Here is a 19,420-nt window from a genome sequence, read left to right as displayed (position 1 = left end):
TGGGTGTTTGGCAAAAAATTTAAAAATAGGAAAATAATAAAATGGCACAACTGAACGATGTGGGTTTATTAAAATCACAAGCATTGATCAATGGTCAGTGGCGAGATGCTGATACGAAACAAACTCTTAATGTGATCAATCCTGCTACAGGTGAAATTATTTGCACCGTACCGAAAATGGGGCAGCAGGAAGCCTTGGATGCTATTACAGCGGCTGAACAGGCTTTACCGTTATGGCGTAAAAAAACTGCCAAACAACGCAGTCAGATATTACGTCAATGGTTTGATTTAATCATGCAGCATCAAGATGATCTGGCCTATATTTTAACCTTGGAACAAGGAAAACCTTTTGCTGAAGCCAAGGGCGAAATTGCATATGGTGCCGCTTATATTGAATGGTTTGCAGAAGAAGCCAAACGGATTTATGGCGACATTATTCCGTCAAATGCTACGGATCAGAAAATTTTAGTCAACAAACAACCCATCGGGGTCTGTGCCGCAATTACCCCATGGAATTTCCCCAATGCCATGATTACCCGTAAAGTTGCACCGGCCTTAGCGGCAGGTTGTACCATAATTGTCCGTCCAGCCTCGCAAACGCCATTATCTGCCTTTGCCATTGCTGAGTTGGCACAACGCGCAGGTATTCCAGCAGGGGTATTCAATGTTATCACTGGAAGCTCTAGCGAAATCGGTGAGGTACTGACTACAGACGAACGTGTGCAAAAGTTTAGTTTTACCGGTTCAACTGAGGTGGGTAAAAAGTTGATTGCGCAATGTGCATCAACAGTAAAAAAAGTGTCGATGGAGCTGGGTGGCAATGCTCCATTTATTGTATTTAATGATGCAGATCTTGATGCGGCTGTAACAGGTGCGATTGCAAGTAAATTTCGTAATGCAGGGCAGACCTGTGTCTGTGCCAATCGAATTTATGTGCAATCAGCGGTCTATGATGTATTTATCGAAAAATTAGTTGCGGCGGTAAAACAGTTCAAGGTCGGTAATGGTATGCAGGCTGGGGTAGATTTTGGACCGGTCATTGATGCTGCAGCGATTCGCAAAGTGACAGAACATATTGACGATGCAGTAAGTAAAGGTGCCCAGATTGTGTTGGGAGGAAAACCTCATCCATGCGGGGCACTGTTCTTTGAACCGACCATTGTCAAAGATGTTAGGGCTGAAATGCAAGTTGCCAAAGAAGAAACCTTTGGTCCATTAGCGCCTGTATTTAAGTTTGAAACAGAGGAAGAGGTTATCGCCTATGCCAATGATACTGAGTTCGGTTTGGCATCTTATTTTTATACTCAGGATTTAGGTAGGGCAATGCGTGTATCTGATGCTTTAGCGTACGGCATGGTGGCACTGAATACTGGAATATTATCCAACGAAGTGGCGCCGTTTGGTGGGATAAAGCAATCTGGATTGGGACGCGAAGGCTCCAAATATGGAATAGAAGATTATTTGGAAATTAAATATGTGTTGTTCGCTGGATTAAGCAAATAATTAATTGTGAGGATTAAGCAAATGAGTAATGAAACATTTGAAAAAGGACTGGCGATCCGTAAACAAGTACTTGGCGAAGAATATGTCAATCATTCTATGAACAATGCTGATGATTTTAACTTGCCATTATTAGAGTTAGCTACTGAGTATTGTTGGGGTGCGGTTTGGGGGCGAGAAGGGCTGACGAAACCTGAACGAAGTCTGATTAATCTCGCTATGATTTCTGCACTTAACCGCCCAAATGAGCTGAAACTACATGTGAAAGGTGCGTTACGTAATGGCGTCCCAAAAGACAAAATTCGAGAAGTCCTATTGCAAGTCACAATTTACTGTGGTGTGCCTGCTGGTGTAGATAGCTTCCGTATTGCCAAAGAAGCGATTGCAGAATATGAACGAGAAAATGGTTAGTGTTTATTTTAGATCGATAATCTAATTTGTTTTGATCTATAGGCATCTTTCAGAAGTCTTTTTTTAAACCATAAATCAACATAAAATTCCCCTCATCCTAGTCTTCTCCCAGCGGGAGAAGGAACTTTCAATACGACTATGAATCACTCCATATGATTGTTTTTTGATTTATAAAAGCGTTCTAATCAAACATTTAATTAATGACAATTTTGTAATAAAAATGCTTTTATCGAACATTTACCAATATCTTGTTTCTTTTTTGTGTAAATGTAATTGTAAATTTAAAAAACTATTATATAAAATTAATCATTAATTTTAAAAAGAGTGGAATTGTGAAAATTTATACAGATACTGAATCACCTTAATATTATTTTAAACTAATGTATTGAAATCTATTTTATCTTTGTAGAGCAGTAACTTACTTGGTTGAGTTTTTAAATATTATGAATATTGTTTACAGAAAATTGTAATGGGAAAGAAGCTGTTTTTTGTTTGGCTATTGGTGTTTCAATTTACATTTCAGAATGTCTGGTATGTTGTTGAATCTTTATGTCTTAATGAAATTTCAACGCAAACCCATATAAAACAAAATATCAATGATAAAGAATTACTTATAGCCATGAGTGATGTTGAAAGAAATATTGAAAAAATAAGATATAACAATGAAATAAATCAGTTTTGTCAAAATATTTGTTTAAATGATAAATGTAATTTCATATCGAACTTTGCTGATTTAAAAATTGAGCGTAAATTTGAAAATACATTCAACCCATTTTTTAATCTTCTGACTTTTCAGAGATACAGATGGTTGAATTTATATCAATCCCCTGAATTAAATAATTTATCTCCTCCTCCTAAATTCAAGCAGCTATACGGTGGCTAGCTAAAACAGCTCCCACTATTTTATATTTTTCGTATATGCTGAGGAGTATTTAAATGTTTAGTCAAAAAAAATATATATGTTATTTTGTGAAATTATTATCTTTAAACTCTGTTTTTAAAATAAGTGTTTCGCATTATTTAATTCTAATGCGCAACCACTTAGAACTTTATTTAGAAGAAAATAAGCATTCAATTTATTGTGGGAGAAAATAGTATGAGCATTATATTTTCTTCCAGAATAAGGACTATGGGTTCAAGGGTTATTGGTTTTGTATTGGCATTTATTATTGCCTGTAGTTTTGGTCTATGGCACGACACTTTCCCACTGGTTGAGCATCTTTTATGGTTGCTCGGTTGGTTTTTAGTGGGAATTGGTGCGATGGGGCGGATATGGTGCAGTATCTATATTTTAGGCCATAAAAACGCGAAGTTAGTTATGGATGGTCCGTATTCCATCTGTCGAAATCCACTCTATCTTTTTAGTTTTTTAGCTGCGCTAGGGATTATGTTTTTAACCGAAACCTTGTTCTTTCCTGTGGCTTTTAGCATGTTGTTTTTAGTTTATTATTACTTTGTCATACGTCAAGAAGAGCGTTTTTTGAGGAAAAAATTTGATCAATTGTATTTGAATTATACTCAAACCACACCACGCTTTTGGCCGAGTTTTAAAAACTATTCTGAACCGCAATATTGCCAAGTGTCATCCAAACATTTTAGGTTGTTCCTCACACAGGTGATCTGGTTTTTCTGGGTTGCTGCGTTTGTACAACTGTTTGAAGAGCTTCGCTTGTTAGGGGTTTTTCCTATTTATTTTAATATATTTTAATCCGATTTTATTTTATTAACCTGAATTGAGGGCAGTTTATACTTAGAGTATCCAGTAAAAATCATGTTATTGGGTACGCTATGGTGAATATATTGGATGGATGATTTTTAAACTGAATATGCATAAATTCACATAAAATTCCCTCATCCTAGCCTTCTCCCAACGGGAGAAGGGACTTTCAATACCCATATGATTTACTCCAGATGATCATTTTGTGATTCATGAAAAAGATCGAATATATTTTTATTCTTTTTTAATTTAAAGAAACTTTCTCGCCATTTTTCCCTATTTTATTTTTCTTTTAAAATGAAGAATTCAAGAGAGCCGATATTTTTAATCAATTTATCAAGGGTTTTCCTTCATCTGTCTAAACAATGGATGAAGAATTAAAAGATCGTAGCTGTTAGGTTCTCCTCATTTTTAATCGCTTTAAACACCAACAGGAAATGCTGTTGATCCATGTCAAAAAGCACTTTTTGAATCGATCAGAAAAAAACCGCTTGAAAATTAATCTAAGTGGATTATTATATTTAATCTAAGTGGATTAAAAGCCAGTCCATTGAAGTGATCAATTAAAATTAAAATGAAGCAGCCATGGTTCTAGGATTGAAGGACATGGTACATAGGAAACATAAGTTATGGAAAAGATGAATAAATTAAAAGTAGGGATACTGCTGACGACGGTTATGGGTTCAATCACTTTAAGTGCTTGTAACGACAATGATGATTCAGAACGTGTAACTCAACCGCCTAAAGCAGAACTGACGGATTGTATGTGGCAAAATGCTGTTTCGAGTAAGGATGGAACAGGTGGTGCCAATCCAATGAATTATGCGCTTCCAGACTCCAATGTAAATTACTGGTCGAGTGAATTTACAGTGCCAGAAGGTGCAAAAGTTTTCATCGATGGTGATTATCCTTACGCTCGTCACACCTCTCTGGTTAGCTATACAGCCAAAGGAGAGCGTGTTAATTCTCTGGTAGATGTCAATATTAAACCCAATCAAGGTGTGACCAATCCCTTCATTGTGGGTAATAACCGCTTAAATAAAGAAAGAGGATTTAAAGCTGAGTTGGTGTTAGGTGATCTACCTGCATCGCCTAAAGAAAATACCTTATATGCGCCTAAAACAGACAGCAATGAAGTGGCGTTAATCTATCGTGTTTATGTGCCGAATAAAGGCTTTAATGAGAAAGGCGGCGTCAATTTCCCACGCTATAAAGTACAGTTAGCCAATGGTGAAATCAAAACAGGTCCAGAAGTCTGTACAGTCCTTAAAGTCAAAGAAAAAGCTTTGGATAATGTACAAACACCTTTGAGCGTCATTTTAAGTTTATACAATAAACAACCTTATGTAGGTTTCCCTGCACAATTGAAGCCAACATGGTATACCGCATATAACGGACCTGCGAATATTAGTTGTATTTATAAATATAACTTAGAGCAGTGTGAAGGATTTAAAACTGAACGTAAGCTAAACCAGTGGGCTACGCCAGATAACGAATATACCTTCTCTGTGATTAGCCGCAAACTTGGTAAGGTGGTCGTGATAAAAGGCAAATTGCCACAAATCGCGGCAACCTCTGGTAACGAGACCACTTTAGCCAAAGGCGATATTCGTTATTGGTCGATTTGTACCAATGAGCTGATTTCGACAGCAACCAACTTCTGTATTTATGACGAGCAAATGAAGCATAAAGACAAAAATGGTTTTTATACCCTTGTTGTGTCATTACCCGAAGATCGTCCAAAGAATGCTACAGATGAATGTGGAATTTCTTATTTGCCTTTAAGCCCGCGTGGTGATGGTTATACTGGTCCAGATGCTGTGGAGAAAGGGCATAATGATGTCGGTTTCTTGATTATGAGAAATTTATTACCGTATTCAAGCTTTAATCAAGCGATCCAGAACACGAAAGTTTGGGGAGATGAAAAAACAGTGATGGGTGATTATTTACCAGAGCTTAACTATACATCTAAAGAGGAATTTGAAGCCAAAGGTTGTTCGTAATTCATCCGTTAAAAATAAGCCAATCTGATTCAGGATTGGTTTATTTTTTATCATTTTTGATATAAAAGAGACCTCTCTTTTTATTTTCTCTATGGAATGTGATGAGTAATCAAACCAAAGAAAAGCTTATCGAGGCAGCGATTGTTCTGTTTTCTCAGAACAATATCGAAACTTTGTCTGTACAGAAAATCAATGAAACTGCAAAAGTAGCCAACAAATCAGCTTTATATTACCACTTCAAATCGAAATGGGGATTGGTTGAAGCTGCACTAGATCATGTCATGACACCCTATGTCAAAGACAGTCTAGCGCTATTAAATGCAATTCAACCTGAACAGGTACAAGTGTCTGATGTGGTCGATGCCTTGATGAAACCGATGGTGAAGATTCTTTTACAGGAAAATGGCATACATTATTTAAAGTTCTTTTCTAAAACCATTAGTGCTGGAGATGAAGGGCGGATCATTGTTGTAAAAACGCTAGTACCGATTTCAGATAAAGCGGTCGACTTATTACAACTGGCTTTGCCCGATGCTGAGCCTGATGCGATTGCATTAAAAGTACTGTTTACCTTCAATACCATTCTCAATGTGGTCAGTGATATTGGTCTTGAGCATTTTTGGCCAACCAAAGTGAAAGATCACAAGCTATTGGGTAAATATTTAAAAGACTATATTGAAGGTGGAATCCGTTTTAAGGTAAATCAACGTTATGATTAGTCTAAACTGATCATTGATTAAAAATGTTGCTACTAAAAACGATGTAAGTCAAAAATGATGTGAGCTAAAGACGATCATGAATTAATTAACGATCATGAATGAACTTATGGAGGAAAAAGGATTTTTATAGCGAGATTAAGTCATCGTATTAGATGCCGAATGAAAAGAACAGTACAGATCAGAAAATCAAAAATTATGGATATTTTGAAGAAGGAACGACAATGAAAATTAAATTTTTAACGGTCTCATTGATGTTTATTTTGCCATTTTCTGTTTTTGCAGCAAATGGACAAGTCGAAAAAGCGGTCATTGAATCAAATAATGCGTATAAAACCAAATATAATTTAGACGATATGACAGAGTTTAATTATGCGCAAAAAGGCTTTATTGCCAAGCCAACAGGTCAAATTAAAAGTGAAAAAGGCAATGTGATCTGGGATTTTGATGCGTTTAATTTTTTAAATGATCCAGCACCAAATACTGTTAATCCTGCGCTATGGCGACAAGCAAAGCTCAACAATAATGTTGGTCTATTTAAAGTGACAGATCGAGTTTGGCAAATTCGTGGTTTTGATTTGGCAAATATGACCATTATTCAGGGTGATACTGGCTGGATTATTGTGGATACATTAACCTCCAAAGAAACGGCTGAAGCAGCACTTAAATTTGCTAGACAGCATTTAGGTGAGCAAAAAATTTCAGCCATTATCTTTACCCATAGCCATATCGATCATTTTGGTGGGGCTCTAGGCGTTCTTTCAACAGAAGAAATTAACGCTAGAAAAATTCCAATTATTGCGCCGCAAGGCTTTATGGAAGAAGCGACCAGTGAAAATGTGATGGCAGGTTCAGCCATGATACGTCGTGCGACTTATATGTATGGAACTTTTCTACCAAAGAATGCGGAAGGATTGGTGGATACAGGTTTAGGTAAGGCTGTTGCTGTGGGGAAAATGGGCATCCTTGAGCCTACACAACTGATCACCCAAGCAGAACAGAAAATGAGCATTGATGGTTTGGATTTTGTGTTCTATAACGTGCCGGGATCAGAAGCGCCTGCAGAGTTAACATTCTCTATTCCATCACTGAAACTTTATAATGGCGCAGAAATTCTTTCGCATACCATGCATAATCTTTATACCCTCCGCGGTGCTAAAGTCCGTGATGCCTTAAAATGGGTGGGCTATTTAGACCAAGCAATGCAGCATGCTAAAGCATCCGATGTATTGATTGCACAGCATCATTGGCCTGTCTGGGGCAATGACAATATTCAAGATTTTATTAAAACCCAGCGAGATGTTTATAAGTTTACGCATGATCAGACGGTGAGATATATGAACTCTGGTTTTAATGGTGCTGAAATTGCCGAGAAAATTCAGCTTCCAGCGGCACTTGACCAAAAACTATATGCGCATGGCTATTATGGAACCCTTAAACATAATGTAAAAGCGGTATACCAATACTATATGGGATGGTTTGATGCTCATCCTTCCAATTTAGATCCATTACCGCCTAAAGCTGTTGCAAAAAAATATATTGAGTTGGCAGGCGGGGAGAATAATGCATTGAAAAATGCGCAGGATGCTTATGCTCAAGCTGACTATAGATGGGCGGCCGAGATTTTAAAACATATTGTGTTGAATAACCCTCAAAACCAGCAAACAAAAGACTTATTGGCAAATACGTATCGTCAATTGGGCTATGCTGCTGAGGCTTCGACTTGGCGTAATTTCTTTTTGGTGGGTGCTCAAGAGCTACAAAATAATGTACCCCTACAAAATACATCTGATCCAAGTGATTTATTGATTCACACACCAACTGAAAGATTTCTTGAAGCCATGGCGACAAATTTAGATGTGGAAAATTTAAAAAATGAAAACCAGTGTATCAATCTGATTTTGTCGGATACCCAAGAGAATTTTTCATTATGGATAGAAAATTCAGTCATGCAGTTTAAACGTCATGATGACAGTAATGGTTTGGCATCGGATTGCCCAACATTAACCGTAACCAAGCCCTTATATCTAAAAATGATTACAGGTCAAATAGAAGGGGTAAAAGTCCTGCTTTCTAAAGACAGTAAAGTCAAAGGTAATCCATTGAAAATTGGAAAATTCTTTGCAATGTTTAAACGTCCAGATTCAATTTTCCCAATTGTGACTCGACCAAATGGTTAGGGGAAAATGACGAAGCTTAAATGTTTAGGCTTGAATCAATAGAGCTGAATAAAATGGGAGGACTTATAGACAAAGTTCTCTCATTTTTTATATCAGTATCTCAATAAAAGCTCTTGTTTCATCAATCAAAAATGATGATGTGCAGTGAATCATATTGGTATTAAAAATTCCTTCTCGTTTTGAGATAAAGCTAGTATGGGTGGACGATTTTAGTATGAGGGGGATTTTATATTGCGCTATGCTTATAGCTACATTGATGTAATCAGTGACTCGTATTGGCTTGAATTGTGAATTAGCTAGGGCTCCTCTATAATTAAATTCTTGTGTGTAGAAAATAGAGAAGTATGTCATCACAATCTCAAGTCGCTTCTACTCAGGTGACAAAAAGGCAAACCAAGCCAGCAGAAGTCCGAATTGATGAGCTGATGAATGCTGCACAAACGCTTTTCTTAGAAAAAGGTGTGGAAGCTACCACGATTAGTGAAATTATTGCCAGTGTGGGCGTTGCTAAAGGGACCTTTTATCATTATTTTGAATCGAAACAGCATATTGTTGAAGCCTTAAAAAAACGTTATATCGATTTTTTTATCGCGGCTTTAGATAGGGCAGTTGCAACATGTGATGCTGAAGATTGGGTCAGTCAATTTAAGGTTTGGGTCTCTGCCAATATACAAACCTACCTCGAAAGTTATTCTATACATGATATTGTTTTTGGTGCACATCACCATGAACGTAAAAATAATGAAAAAAATATGATATTGGAACAATTGCTGCAAATCTTAAATGGGGGGCAGCAGGCGGGTATTTGGCATTTAGAACAGCCAAGATTGACTGCTTTATTGATTTATTCTGGTGTGCATGGGGTTGCAGATGAAGCAATTGCCAATCAACTGCACGATAGCACAGATTTTTCTCAGCAAATTGCGCTGCAATATTTAAAAATGCTCCATCATGAAGGCTGACTTTCAGCATTATCTTGAATCGTATAAATCGCTTCTCGTCTGATATTCTTTTATTATCAGTTTTAATTAGAACCCTAAACGATGCATTTTAAAGCGAACTATTCTGCTTAAGTTGTGATCAGTAGTGATCTTTAAAAGCGCTTTCAAGACTGTCTATAAAAAATGAAAGGTTTGGGTTTTGAGTAGGTTTTATACATTGACCGACCGTCGGTCAATGTATAATATAATGATTCTCATTTAAAAGATCTAGGTGATGTATGAATGCATCTCGCCAGCCGATTTATCTTATTTTAGCGCTCTATATCAGTACCTTTCTGTGTTTGGTGGATTTAAGCAGTGTCAATCTTGCACTTGGAAGCATTCAAAATGAATTTGATAGCGACATGGCAGATCTACAGTGGGTGATTGATAGCTATGCTTTAAGTCTATCGAGTTTAATGTTAGCGGTGGGGGCATTAAGCCAGCGTATAGGGCGTAAAAAATTATGGTTGCTAGGTGTGATCATTTTTATTGTGGGTTCATTGATTTGTGCAATGGCAAGCAATTTTAGTTTATTGATTATTGGACGAATGATTCAGGGGGTGGCTGGTGCAGTTTTAATCCCTTTGGCATTGGCGATCATGGTGCATCATTTTCATCAACCGCAAGACAAAGCACGTGAAATCGGTCGTTGGAGTTCGTTTAGTGCGTTTTCATTAATTGTCGGTCCATTGATGGGTGGGTTGCTGGTACATCATTTTGGTTGGCAAAGTATTTTCTGGCTCAATCTTCCAGTTGGGATTCTAACGATTTACTTGGGTTATTATGGTATTGAGGCCGATCAGAAATCGGTGCCTGTACCGTTTGATTATTTAGGTTTGCTCTACAGTGCTGTAGCGATTGTCACATTAACGTATAGCATTATCGCATTACAACATGTGCATTTAGCGCATTGGTTTATGCTGAGTATTTTCTTATTTATCATGGCAAGTATGGCGTTTGTATGGCAACAAAAACATGCTACCCATCCATTGATTCCCAATCATTTATTTAAAAATAAACGCTTTTTAGCCTATAACGCGATTTCTTTTATTTTGGGGTTTGCAGGATATAGTTCTTTATTTATCTTTGCCTTGTTTTATCAAAATCAGATTGAGTTAACTGCAGCACAGGCGGGCTGGTTGATTGCACCACAATTTTTAACGCAAGCATTTGTTTCCATCGCTTTTTCTAAACTACACCAACGCTTTACTGTGGCAAGTCTGTTAACGCTGGGCTTGGCAATTGCAGGTACAGCCTTGTTGGCGATGATGAGTTTTCAAACCGATTCATCTTTTGCACTATTTATCTTTTGTAGTGGGCTTATGGGCATAGGAATGGGATTGATCGTGCCGGGTTCAAGTACATTGATCATGGGCAGTGTACAAGTGCAAGATGCAAACTTTGCCGCAGCCATTTTAAATACACTACGTCAATTGGGAATGACAATTGGGATTGCAGTATTAGGTACAGCGATGACCTTTGTGACGACTTTATCTCAACAGCAGGGCAATAGCTTACAATCTGCTGAACTGCTGGCTTTCCATACTACAGTCATGTTGATGGGCGGACTCTTTCTACTGTCTATTTTGTTTATGCTGTATAGCCAAAAACAAGCCTCAATTTAAATTTTCTCACTGTCACTTTGCATGGTGCAACCGCACTGACTCGAATAGAGCCAAATAAAACAAGAGCACAGATTGACTCAGTTCTCTTGTTTCATCAGTCCTTTTTAAGACTATAAATCAACATAAAAGCCCCTCATCCTAGCCTTCTCCCAGCGGGAGAAGGGACTTTCAATAGCAATATGATTTACGCCATATAATCATTTTTTGATTTATAGAAGATCAATTGATTTTATGGAATGCGATGAGCATATAGTTAGATGATGAATCGCTATACTCAACAACCTTATTAAGACATTACAAAAGTGAGGCATTAGACTTCTTTCATCAGCCCTTTTTTAAGATTATAAATCAACATAAAAGCCCCTCATCCTAGCCTTCTCCCAGTGGGAGAAGGGACTTTCAATAGCAAAATGATTTACGCCATATGATCATATTTTGCTTTATGAAAGGTCTATTCCTTACACAAATGAATTAAAACTTTTCACTGTAATAAGTGGCTGTGCAAGCCTTCACCATCAGATGAAGTAACTTATCTGCAATAGAATTACTTAAGCTGCTCTAAATTGATTAAGGCATTGCCAAAATAATTAAATGCATCCAGTGCACCTTGAATAACTTCATCTTTCTGGCTAGGGCTGAGTTCGGCTTGATCTAAAGCTTGAACAAATCGTTTCCAAACCTTTGCTCGACCTTCAGGATAAGCTGCCAAATTGCGCGCACCATTTTCAGCACTTAAGCCTAAACGTTGCTGCGCTTGTTTAAATAAAAATGCCGCGCCTAAAGTTGACCCTTCTGAAACGTAAATCCAGCCTAAAGCAGCAGGGAAAGTCACATTTAAACTTTCTAAAGTTTGACCTTGGGGGTGAATACCTAAATCCTGTAGATCTAACAGTGCTTGTGCAGAACGACCACGAATATCAAGGTCGGTAATATGTAAAGCCACTTGATCCTGTTGAAATAAATGTTCGATTTCCAATTGAAAATAATACTGAGACAGGGTGAATAAGGCGTATTTTTCTACACTAGAAAATACGTCTGCCTTTGCCATTAGCGCGTGCATTCTTTCATGCTCATCTGCGGTCTGTAATTTGAGGCGCATGGCTAAATTGAGTTCTTGTTGCGCATTGGCATTGGGTTCAGTGATCAGTGCTTGATTCATGTAATTCTCTTATAAAAAAGTCTATGAAAAAATGGGTTATATGAGAGATGACGAATGAACTGGATAAAAACCGCAACAGCGCCTACAAAAAAGTTCTTTAGGAATAGCATTTACAAATCACAAAATGTAAACGATAATTATTATTGTTTATAAATTTTAATTTAATTCTATGATTCCAATTCTCCCCACACCGTCGCGGCAACAAATACTGCAAGAGATGTATTTGGATCACCATGATTGGCTGAAACAATGGCTCAACTCGCGTGTCAGATATCCTTTTACTGCCGCAGATCTGGTTCAAGATACGTTTGTTAAATTGCTGCAAAGCAAACAGCTTTTTTCAATTCAGGAACCGCGTGCATATCTGGTCAATGTGGCAAAACATGTGCTGATTGATAAGCATCGTCGCTATATTTTAGAGCAGAATTATTTAGAAACACTCAAACAGCATGCAGATGATCAAGATCTTTTAATCAGTTCAAATCAAATTGAAGAGGCTGTAGTTATTTTAGATTTTCTGACTATCGCTTTACAGAATACGACGGCGCTGACTCGAAAAGCATTTATCATGTATTACTTTGAAGGCTATAGTCAGAGTGAAATTGCCACTGAGATTGGTAAATCATTACGCACGACACAGCTCTATTTAGCCGAATGTTTACAGTTATGCTATGAGGCGAAAAACAATTTGCTTGAGCTAGGGCTAGATGAACGCTAAACAGCTACGGAAAGAAATGGCTTTATGGATTGTTCGTTTAAATACCGATGATTTGCATGAGCGCCAACAAGCCCAAATTGAGTTTGAAGCATGGCGAAGCAAGTATCCTGAACATCATGATCAACTTGATCAAATGCTTAATTTTTCTGAAACGATGCAACAGTTTTCAACAACGCATGGTATATCCAGCCAAAACGTTCGCAACTCAATGAAAGTCAGCCAGCAGAGTAAAAAACATATTTTACAATTGTTTAGCAAAGTCTTGCTGTTTTGTGTGAGTATCGGTGGTGTTGTTTATTTCACTGCGAATTCAACAATGATGTCTTACTACATGGCTGATTATAAAACTGAGGTTGGGCAAATGCATTCAATCACCTTGGAGGATGGTTCCAAAGTGACTTTAGCTGCAAAATCTGCCATTAAACTCGATTTTACCGCTGAAAAAAGACAAATCAATTTAGTCCAAGGGGACATTTATATTGATGTTGCCAAAGACCCACAACGCCCTCTAATTGTTCATACAGCCCAAGCGGATTTTAAAGCGCTTGGTACACGATTTATTGTTTATCAGTACGCCAACAGCAGTGTGTTAAATATGTTGCATTCAAAAGTTGAAACCCATTCATTGGCTAAAAATTCTCAAGTAAAAGTGGTCAAGCAAGGTGAAAAAATTAGCGCTGATTCACTTGGTTTAAGCCCGATTTCTGAGTTGGATATTGCATCTACCGAGTTTGCTTGGGACAAACATCAGATATTGGCAGATCAACTTCCTTTGGCTGATTTACTGACTAACTTAGGGCGTTATCATCATCAATATTTAATATTTAATTATTCGAGCTTAAAAGATTATAAAGTCAGCGGTGTGATTAATGCGAAGCAGGATTTAGATCAAACGCTACGATTACTGGTAGCTCAATATCCGATTAAAATAACCAAGCTTGGTGAAAATGTGATTTATATTACTTCAAAATGACATAAATGTTATTTTGGTTGGGTTTAATATCTTATTAAATTCGATTTATTTATGTTTAGTCACATTTTTATATGTTGGAAATACTGTTTAAAACTAAAATAATGACTTGAAATTTACCATTTAATTTATTTATAGTATTGAATTTAAATAATAAAATTTATACATGATTTTATGTAATGTGTTCGTATGATAAAAAGTCAACTTAGAAACTATTGTGGTGTAGATATATTTTTGTCAGCATAAGGTTTTATTTTAAATTAACTTAAATTTAAAATAAAAATAGATATTGAGTGGCTAAATTTTTTAAATCAGCATAGGCTTAAAATAATCATAAACATAGTTTACCCATATTTAGTTGCATTTATTTATATTGGAATTTTTTCCTATAATGTGAATAAGATTATATTTATCGCATGTTTTTGATACAAAATTTATAAAGGGGTAATTCAATGCAGAAACTAACTTTAGCGACATTGAGTACTTTGGCTTTCACTTTGGCAAGCACAAGTGTATTTGCGCTAGATGGCACCATTACAGTTAATGGCGCTGTGACGGATGGAACGTGTACATTAAAAGTTTATCCTTCGGTGGGTAGTGCAGTAAGTGGTTTTAAAGACATAACCGTTCGTTTGATTCCTGTGCCTAAATCAAGGTTTACTCCAAATCAATTAGTATGGAACGAACACTTTTATCTGCATTTAGAAAATGCTACAGCTACAGGTCCTTGTGATGCAGCAACAACTCAAGCTTTTAAAGGGATACATCTCAGTGTAACTTCACCAGCAACTGACCTAGATGACAGTGATAAGACTTTATTGGTCAACAAAGCCACTGGTGCAGGTGGTGCTTCTAGTATAAATCCTGTTTTCCTTCGAATGTTTAGCTCTAATGGGATAGTAGATTTTTCTGCGCCTTGGGGAACTCAGTTAAGAAGTGACGTTTATAGAGATACAGTCAATAATTTAACGTACCTACATTATAGTGTAGGAAAGTTTTCTAAGACAGGAATTGTAGATGCTCAAAATTACACGGTAACTGTCAATTATACCATGCACTATAATTAACTTTTGTGTGTTGGCTTAATGGGTGAGGCATAGATTTAATGATGATTGAGCAAGTTAAAAATAATTAAAATTTTATAAAGGGGTAATTCAATGAAGAAACTAACTTTAGCAACATTGAGCACTTTAGCTTTAACTTTGGCGTCTACCAACGTATTTGCGCTAGATGGAACTATTACGGTTAATGGGGTTATCACTGATCAGACTTGTACTTTACAAGCTATTGGTGGTGGTGGTTTTTCTACTGGCTTGAAGGATATAACAGTTACTTTGCCCACAGGGCCTAAGTCAAAGTTTACTCCTGCAGTTCCACCAATAGCCGTGGGTATGAGTCTTTTTTTAAAAAATGCTTCGGGTACAGCTCCTTGTGATGCAGCAACAACTAAAGCCTTTAAAGGGATCCATCTCAGTGCATCACCAGATCACTTGGATGCAACCGATAAGACCTTATTAGTGAATCAAGCCAGTGGTGCTTCTGCGAAAAATCCTGTTTTTATACTATTTTTAACTGATGGTTTTGATATTGTAGGTGCGGGAGTGGACGGAAGTAAACCCGTAGATTTTTCTGCACCTTGGGGAACTCAGGCGAAAAGTTCCATCCGTAATAGTGCCGGTGGTAATATATCCGTACTGTATCTGGTATCAGTTTATTCGAAGACAGGGATTGTCGATGCTCAGAATTACACGGCAAAAGTTAATTATACCATCCACTATAATTAAATTTTTGTGTTGGTTTTTGTAGAGAAACATAGGTTAACTGATGATTGAGCAAGTTAAAAATAATTAAAACTTTATGGAGTTAATCCAATGAAGAAACTGACTTTAGCAACATTGAGTACTTTGGCTTTAACTTTGGCGTGCACAAATGTATTTGCGCTAGATGGAACCATTACCGTAAATGGTGTTATCACTGATCAAACATGTACATTACAGGGTGGTGGTAGTTTTGTAAGTGGTTTGAAGGATATAACGGTTAAATTACCTACTATGCCCAAATCAATGTATCAATTTGCAACAGTACCAATGGTTCTTAACTTAAGAAATACTACCAATACAGGTCCTTGTGATGCAGCAACAACTCAAGCCTTTAAAGGGATCCATCTCAGTGCAATTTCGCCAGATCACTTGGATACAGCCAATAAAACTTTATTAGTGAATCAAGCCGAAGGTGCTTCTGCAAAAAAATCCTGTTTTTATTCAAATACATGTTGGGGCAAATAGAATTGTCGATTTTTCTGCGCCTTGGGGAACTCAGTTAAGAAGTAACCCTATTAAAGATGGTAATGAAGTATTTGTAAGTTATCAGACATTAGTTTATTCGACGACAGGGATTGTCGATGCTCAGAATTACACTGCAACTGTTAATTATACCATCCACTATAATTAACTTTTGTCTGTTGGTTTTTGTAGAGAAACATAGCTTAGCTGATGATTGAACAAGTTAAAAATAATTAAAACTTTATGGGTGTAATCCAATGAAGAAACTGACTTTAGCAACATTGAGTACTTTGGCTTTCACTTTGGCGTCTACCAACGTATTTGCTGTAGATGGAACCCTTACCGTGAATGGCGTTATCACTGATCAAACATGTACCTTACGAGCAGAAGAAAATAGCATTCTAAGTGGTTTAAAAGATCTAACGGTTAGCTTACCCACGCTACCTAAATCAACCTTTACACCGTCAAATCGAGAGCCATTTATTATGGGCTTTAATATCTATTTAAGAGATGCGACGGGTTCAGACTTCTGCGACATAGCAACAAGAAGAGCATTTAGAGGTATACATCTCAGTGCGATTTCACCAGATCACTTGGATGCAGAGGATAAAACTTTATTGGTCAACACCTCGGGCGCTTCTGTTGCAAATCCTGTTTTTATTCAATTTTATACGGTGGATTCAGTACCTGTGGATTTTTCTGCGTCTTGGGCAGATCAGGCAAAAAGTACAGTGCAGCATCTTAGTAATCATACATTTGTATATTACCGTGTACAGTATGCCTCTAAAACGGGGATAGTCGATGCTCAAAATGTAAATGCGAAGATCAATTATACATTGATGTATAATTAATCTTTGGTATGTGGACTTTAGCTGCTAAGTATAGATTTACTGGTACTTTAGAAAGTTAAAATTTAAAAAAACTGCAATTTATTGCAGTTTTTTTGTCACTTGGCTTGTTGTATAAGTCTTTTTAAAAGCATAGATCAATATAAAAAATCCTCTCATCCTTGCTTTTTCACAAAGAGAGAAGGCACTTTGAATAGCAATATGATTTACGCTATACGATCATTTTTTGATTGATGAACGAAATCGATTGAATATCATTTTATAAAAATCATAAGTGCTTTAATGAATATTCAGTCAATGATGTTGATGGATAACACTTTGGATACGTATAAAAGATCTCAATAAGGAAGCTGGATGATGAGGTCATTTATATGATTGCAAAATCATAAAACATATTATTTTAGTCGGATTAAATCTATAGTGAGAAAATGATTTTATTGATGTTTAGTCATATTTTGATATGTTGGAAATGGTGTTTAAAATTCAAATAAAAATAAATTTTTGATCATTTGTTTTACTTATATGGTTGAATTTTAACAATAAAATTTATACATGATTTTTTGTAATGAGTTTGCATGATAAAAAGTCAACTTAAAAATATTGTGATATGCAGATATTTTTGTCAGCATGAAGTTTTATTTTGAATTGGCGGAAATTTAAAATAAAAACATCTATTAAAATAGACTCCAGCTTGAAATAAGCAGAGTTTTAAAGTGAACAACAACAGCGTTTATATATTTAGATCTATCTATTTTCGTTGAAATTACCATGTCTCTTAATGTGAATAACAGCATCGTTAAATTATCGTATTTATTAAAGCTTTATAAGGCTGATTCAATGAATAAACTGATTTTACCCACATTCAGCACTCTGCTTTTAACGTTAGTATGTACAAACGTTTTCGCTGTGGATGGCACCATTACCGTTAATGGTGTTATCACGGATCAAACTTGTACCTTGCAAGGTGATGGTGGTTATGCAATTGGTTCAAAAGATATCGTTTTTCCATTAGGTACTGTACCTAAATCGTGGTTTACGCCTACACTTCCAGTGCCAATGCGTTATGGATTTACGCTACAGTTAACCAATGCAGCAGGTACAGCTCACTGTGATGTGGCAACAAGTAAAGCCTTTCAGGGGATACATCTGAGTACAATTTCACCAGATGATTTGGATGAGACAGATAAAACTTTACTCGTGAATAAAGCCACAGGTGCAGGTGGTGCTTCTAAGGCACATCCTATTTTTCTTCAAATGCAGACTGAAAACAGTAAACCTGTAGATTTTTCTGCGGCTTGGGGAACTCAGGAGAAAAGCTTAGTACGTATCCGTGCTGATGGTGAAACATATGTATATTACATAGTCGCGGTTGCTTCCAAAACGGGGATTGTTGATGCTCAAAATTTCACGACAAAGATAAATTATACATTGCACTATAATTAAATTTTGTGTGTTGGTTTTATTGATGAAGTTTAGATTTATTGAGGGTTGAGAAAATTAAAACTTATTCAAATCTTATGAGATGTATTGAATGCAGAAACTGACTTTAGCCACATTGAGTGCTTTGGCTTTAAGTTTGACATGTAGTCGCGCGTTTGCTGTAGATGGAACCATTACAGTCAATGGTGTCGTGACTGACGGAACATGTATATTACATAGTGCTGGCGGTGATGCAAGCAGTACTAAAGATCTAACGCTTAACTTGCCCACTGTACCTAAATCAGGATTTTATCCAAATGTACCGTTAAGTAAAAAACTCATTTATATGGAGTTACTAAATGCTACAGGTACGGGTGTTTGTGATGTAGCAACATCTAGAGCCTTTAAAGGGATTCATTTGAGTGTAAGTTCACCACCTACTGACTTGGATACAGAGGATAAAACTTTATTGGTCAACAAAGCCTTAGATGCTTCCACTACAAATCCTATTTTTTTTCAAATTACGACTAGAAATGGAATACCTGTAGATTTTTCAGCACCTTGGGGAACTCAGGCGAAAAGTCCTGTTTTTGAGGGTGCTTATGCAGTGGCATATTTAAGTTATTATGTAGCATATATTTCTAAGACTGCCATTGTCGATGCTCAAAATGTGCATGCGGTCGTCAACTATACCATGCACTATAATTAATTTTGTCTGTTGCCTAAGTAGATAATCATGCACTTGCTGTTGCTTTAGAAAATTAAAATTTAAAAAAAACTGCATTTCATTGCGGTTTTTTCGTTTCTGCTTCGTCATATAACTTAGAACACATGAAAACACAGATTATTTTAACTGAGTGAAGTTAATGATTATCATTTAATCTTGGGTG

17 protein-coding genes and 1 pseudogene are annotated in these 19,420 nt (G+C 36.6%); 17 read left to right on the top strand and 1 reads right to left on the bottom strand.

What is annotated here, in order from left to right; translation table 11 throughout:
* Positions 1-41 precede the first annotated feature (41 nt).
* The 9 genes from AC07U8_RS13885 (at position 42) to AC07U8_RS13845 (ending at position 11,134) form a co-directional block, all read left to right on the top strand.
* A complete protein-coding gene (locus tag AC07U8_RS13885; protein ID WP_494738089.1) occupies positions 42-1,502 on the top strand; it encodes an NAD-dependent succinate-semialdehyde dehydrogenase in 1,461 nt (486 codons plus the stop codon).
* Between the two features lie 21 nt (positions 1,503-1,523).
* Positions 1,524-1,910 (top strand): carboxymuconolactone decarboxylase family protein, encoded by a 387-nt coding sequence (locus AC07U8_RS13880; protein WP_419263186.1) that lies wholly within the window; start codon positions 1,524-1,526, stop codon positions 1,908-1,910.
* A 469-nt stretch (positions 1,911-2,379) separates the two neighbouring features.
* Positions 2,380-2,793 carry a hypothetical protein gene (locus AC07U8_RS13875; RefSeq protein WP_096734667.1) on the top strand — a complete coding sequence of 138 codons (414 nt, stop codon included), beginning with the start codon at positions 2,380-2,382 and terminating at the stop codon, positions 2,791-2,793.
* A gap of 213 nt (positions 2,794-3,006) precedes the next feature.
* Positions 3,007-3,618: a methyltransferase family protein gene (locus AC07U8_RS13870; protein ID WP_494738088.1), complete on the top strand. Its 612-nt coding sequence runs from the start codon at positions 3,007-3,009 to the stop codon at positions 3,616-3,618.
* A gap of 638 nt (positions 3,619-4,256) precedes the next feature.
* Positions 4,257-5,630 carry a hypothetical protein gene (locus tag AC07U8_RS13865; RefSeq protein ID WP_034618135.1) on the top strand — a complete coding sequence of 458 codons (1,374 nt, stop codon included), beginning with the start codon at positions 4,257-4,259 and terminating at the stop codon, positions 5,628-5,630.
* 101 nt (positions 5,631-5,731) lie between these two features.
* Positions 5,732-6,349 (top strand): TetR/AcrR family transcriptional regulator, encoded by a 618-nt coding sequence (locus AC07U8_RS13860; protein WP_411171032.1) that lies wholly within the window; start codon positions 5,732-5,734, stop codon positions 6,347-6,349.
* Between the two features lie 221 nt (positions 6,350-6,570).
* The gene (locus AC07U8_RS13855; RefSeq protein ID WP_494738087.1) at positions 6,571-8,526 is read left to right on the top strand and encodes an alkyl/aryl-sulfatase; all 1,956 of its coding nucleotides are present in this window, start codon (positions 6,571-6,573) and stop codon (positions 8,524-8,526) included.
* Between the two features lie 344 nt (positions 8,527-8,870).
* Positions 8,871-9,488 carry a TetR/AcrR family transcriptional regulator gene (locus AC07U8_RS13850; RefSeq protein WP_494738086.1) on the top strand — a complete coding sequence of 206 codons (618 nt, stop codon included), beginning with the start codon at positions 8,871-8,873 and terminating at the stop codon, positions 9,486-9,488.
* 257 nt (positions 9,489-9,745) lie between these two features.
* On the top strand, positions 9,746-11,134 hold the full coding sequence (locus AC07U8_RS13845; protein ID WP_494738085.1) for an MFS transporter: 1,389 nt from the start codon (positions 9,746-9,748) through the stop codon (positions 11,132-11,134).
* 544 nt (positions 11,135-11,678) lie between these two features.
* Here the strand turns inward: AC07U8_RS13845 and AC07U8_RS13840 are convergent.
* On the bottom strand, positions 11,679-12,293 hold the full coding sequence (locus AC07U8_RS13840; RefSeq protein ID WP_494738084.1) for a biliverdin-producing heme oxygenase: 615 nt from the start codon (positions 12,291-12,293) through the stop codon (positions 11,679-11,681).
* A gap of 169 nt (positions 12,294-12,462) precedes the next feature.
* Here AC07U8_RS13840 and AC07U8_RS13835 point away from each other — a divergent pair, with 169 nt between their 5' ends.
* The 8 genes and pseudogenes from AC07U8_RS13835 to AC07U8_RS13800 all read left to right on the top strand — a co-directional run bounded on the left by AC07U8_RS13835 (position 12,463) and on the right by AC07U8_RS13800 (position 19,239).
* Positions 12,463-13,011, top strand: a complete 549-nt coding sequence (locus tag AC07U8_RS13835; protein ID WP_494738083.1) for a sigma-70 family RNA polymerase sigma factor — start codon at positions 12,463-12,465, stop codon at positions 13,009-13,011.
* Complete coding sequence (locus AC07U8_RS13830) at positions 13,001-13,984, top strand: FecR family protein (protein WP_494738082.1); 984 nt, start codon at positions 13,001-13,003, stop codon at positions 13,982-13,984. Before AC07U8_RS13835 ends, AC07U8_RS13830 begins: the two co-directional genes overlap by 11 nt.
* A gap of 449 nt (positions 13,985-14,433) precedes the next feature.
* Positions 14,434-15,048, top strand: a complete 615-nt coding sequence (locus AC07U8_RS13825) for a fimbrial protein (RefSeq protein ID WP_494738081.1) — start codon at positions 14,434-14,436, stop codon at positions 15,046-15,048.
* A gap of 90 nt (positions 15,049-15,138) precedes the next feature.
* On the top strand, positions 15,139-15,765 hold the full coding sequence (locus tag AC07U8_RS13820; RefSeq protein WP_494738080.1) for a fimbrial protein: 627 nt from the start codon (positions 15,139-15,141) through the stop codon (positions 15,763-15,765).
* Between the two features lie 87 nt (positions 15,766-15,852).
* Positions 15,853-16,432: pseudogene (locus AC07U8_RS13815) on the top strand (fimbrial protein).
* Positions 16,433-16,520: 88 nt separating this feature from the next.
* Positions 16,521-17,114, top strand: a complete 594-nt coding sequence (locus tag AC07U8_RS13810; protein WP_494738079.1) for a fimbrial protein — start codon at positions 16,521-16,523, stop codon at positions 17,112-17,114.
* A gap of 834 nt (positions 17,115-17,948) precedes the next feature.
* Entirely contained in the window at positions 17,949-18,554 is a 606-nt protein-coding gene (locus AC07U8_RS13805; RefSeq protein ID WP_303577177.1) for a fimbrial protein, read from the top strand.
* Between the two features lie 88 nt (positions 18,555-18,642).
* Entirely contained in the window at positions 18,643-19,239 is a 597-nt protein-coding gene (locus tag AC07U8_RS13800; RefSeq protein WP_494738078.1) for a fimbrial protein, read from the top strand.
* Positions 19,240-19,420: the final 181 nt, after the last annotated feature.

It is taken from the genome of Acinetobacter sp. GW821-FHT01E09 (assembly GCF_059422385.1).
Note: the sequence above shows the minus strand (reverse complement) of the source record. Positions and strands in the feature narration are given on the sequence as shown.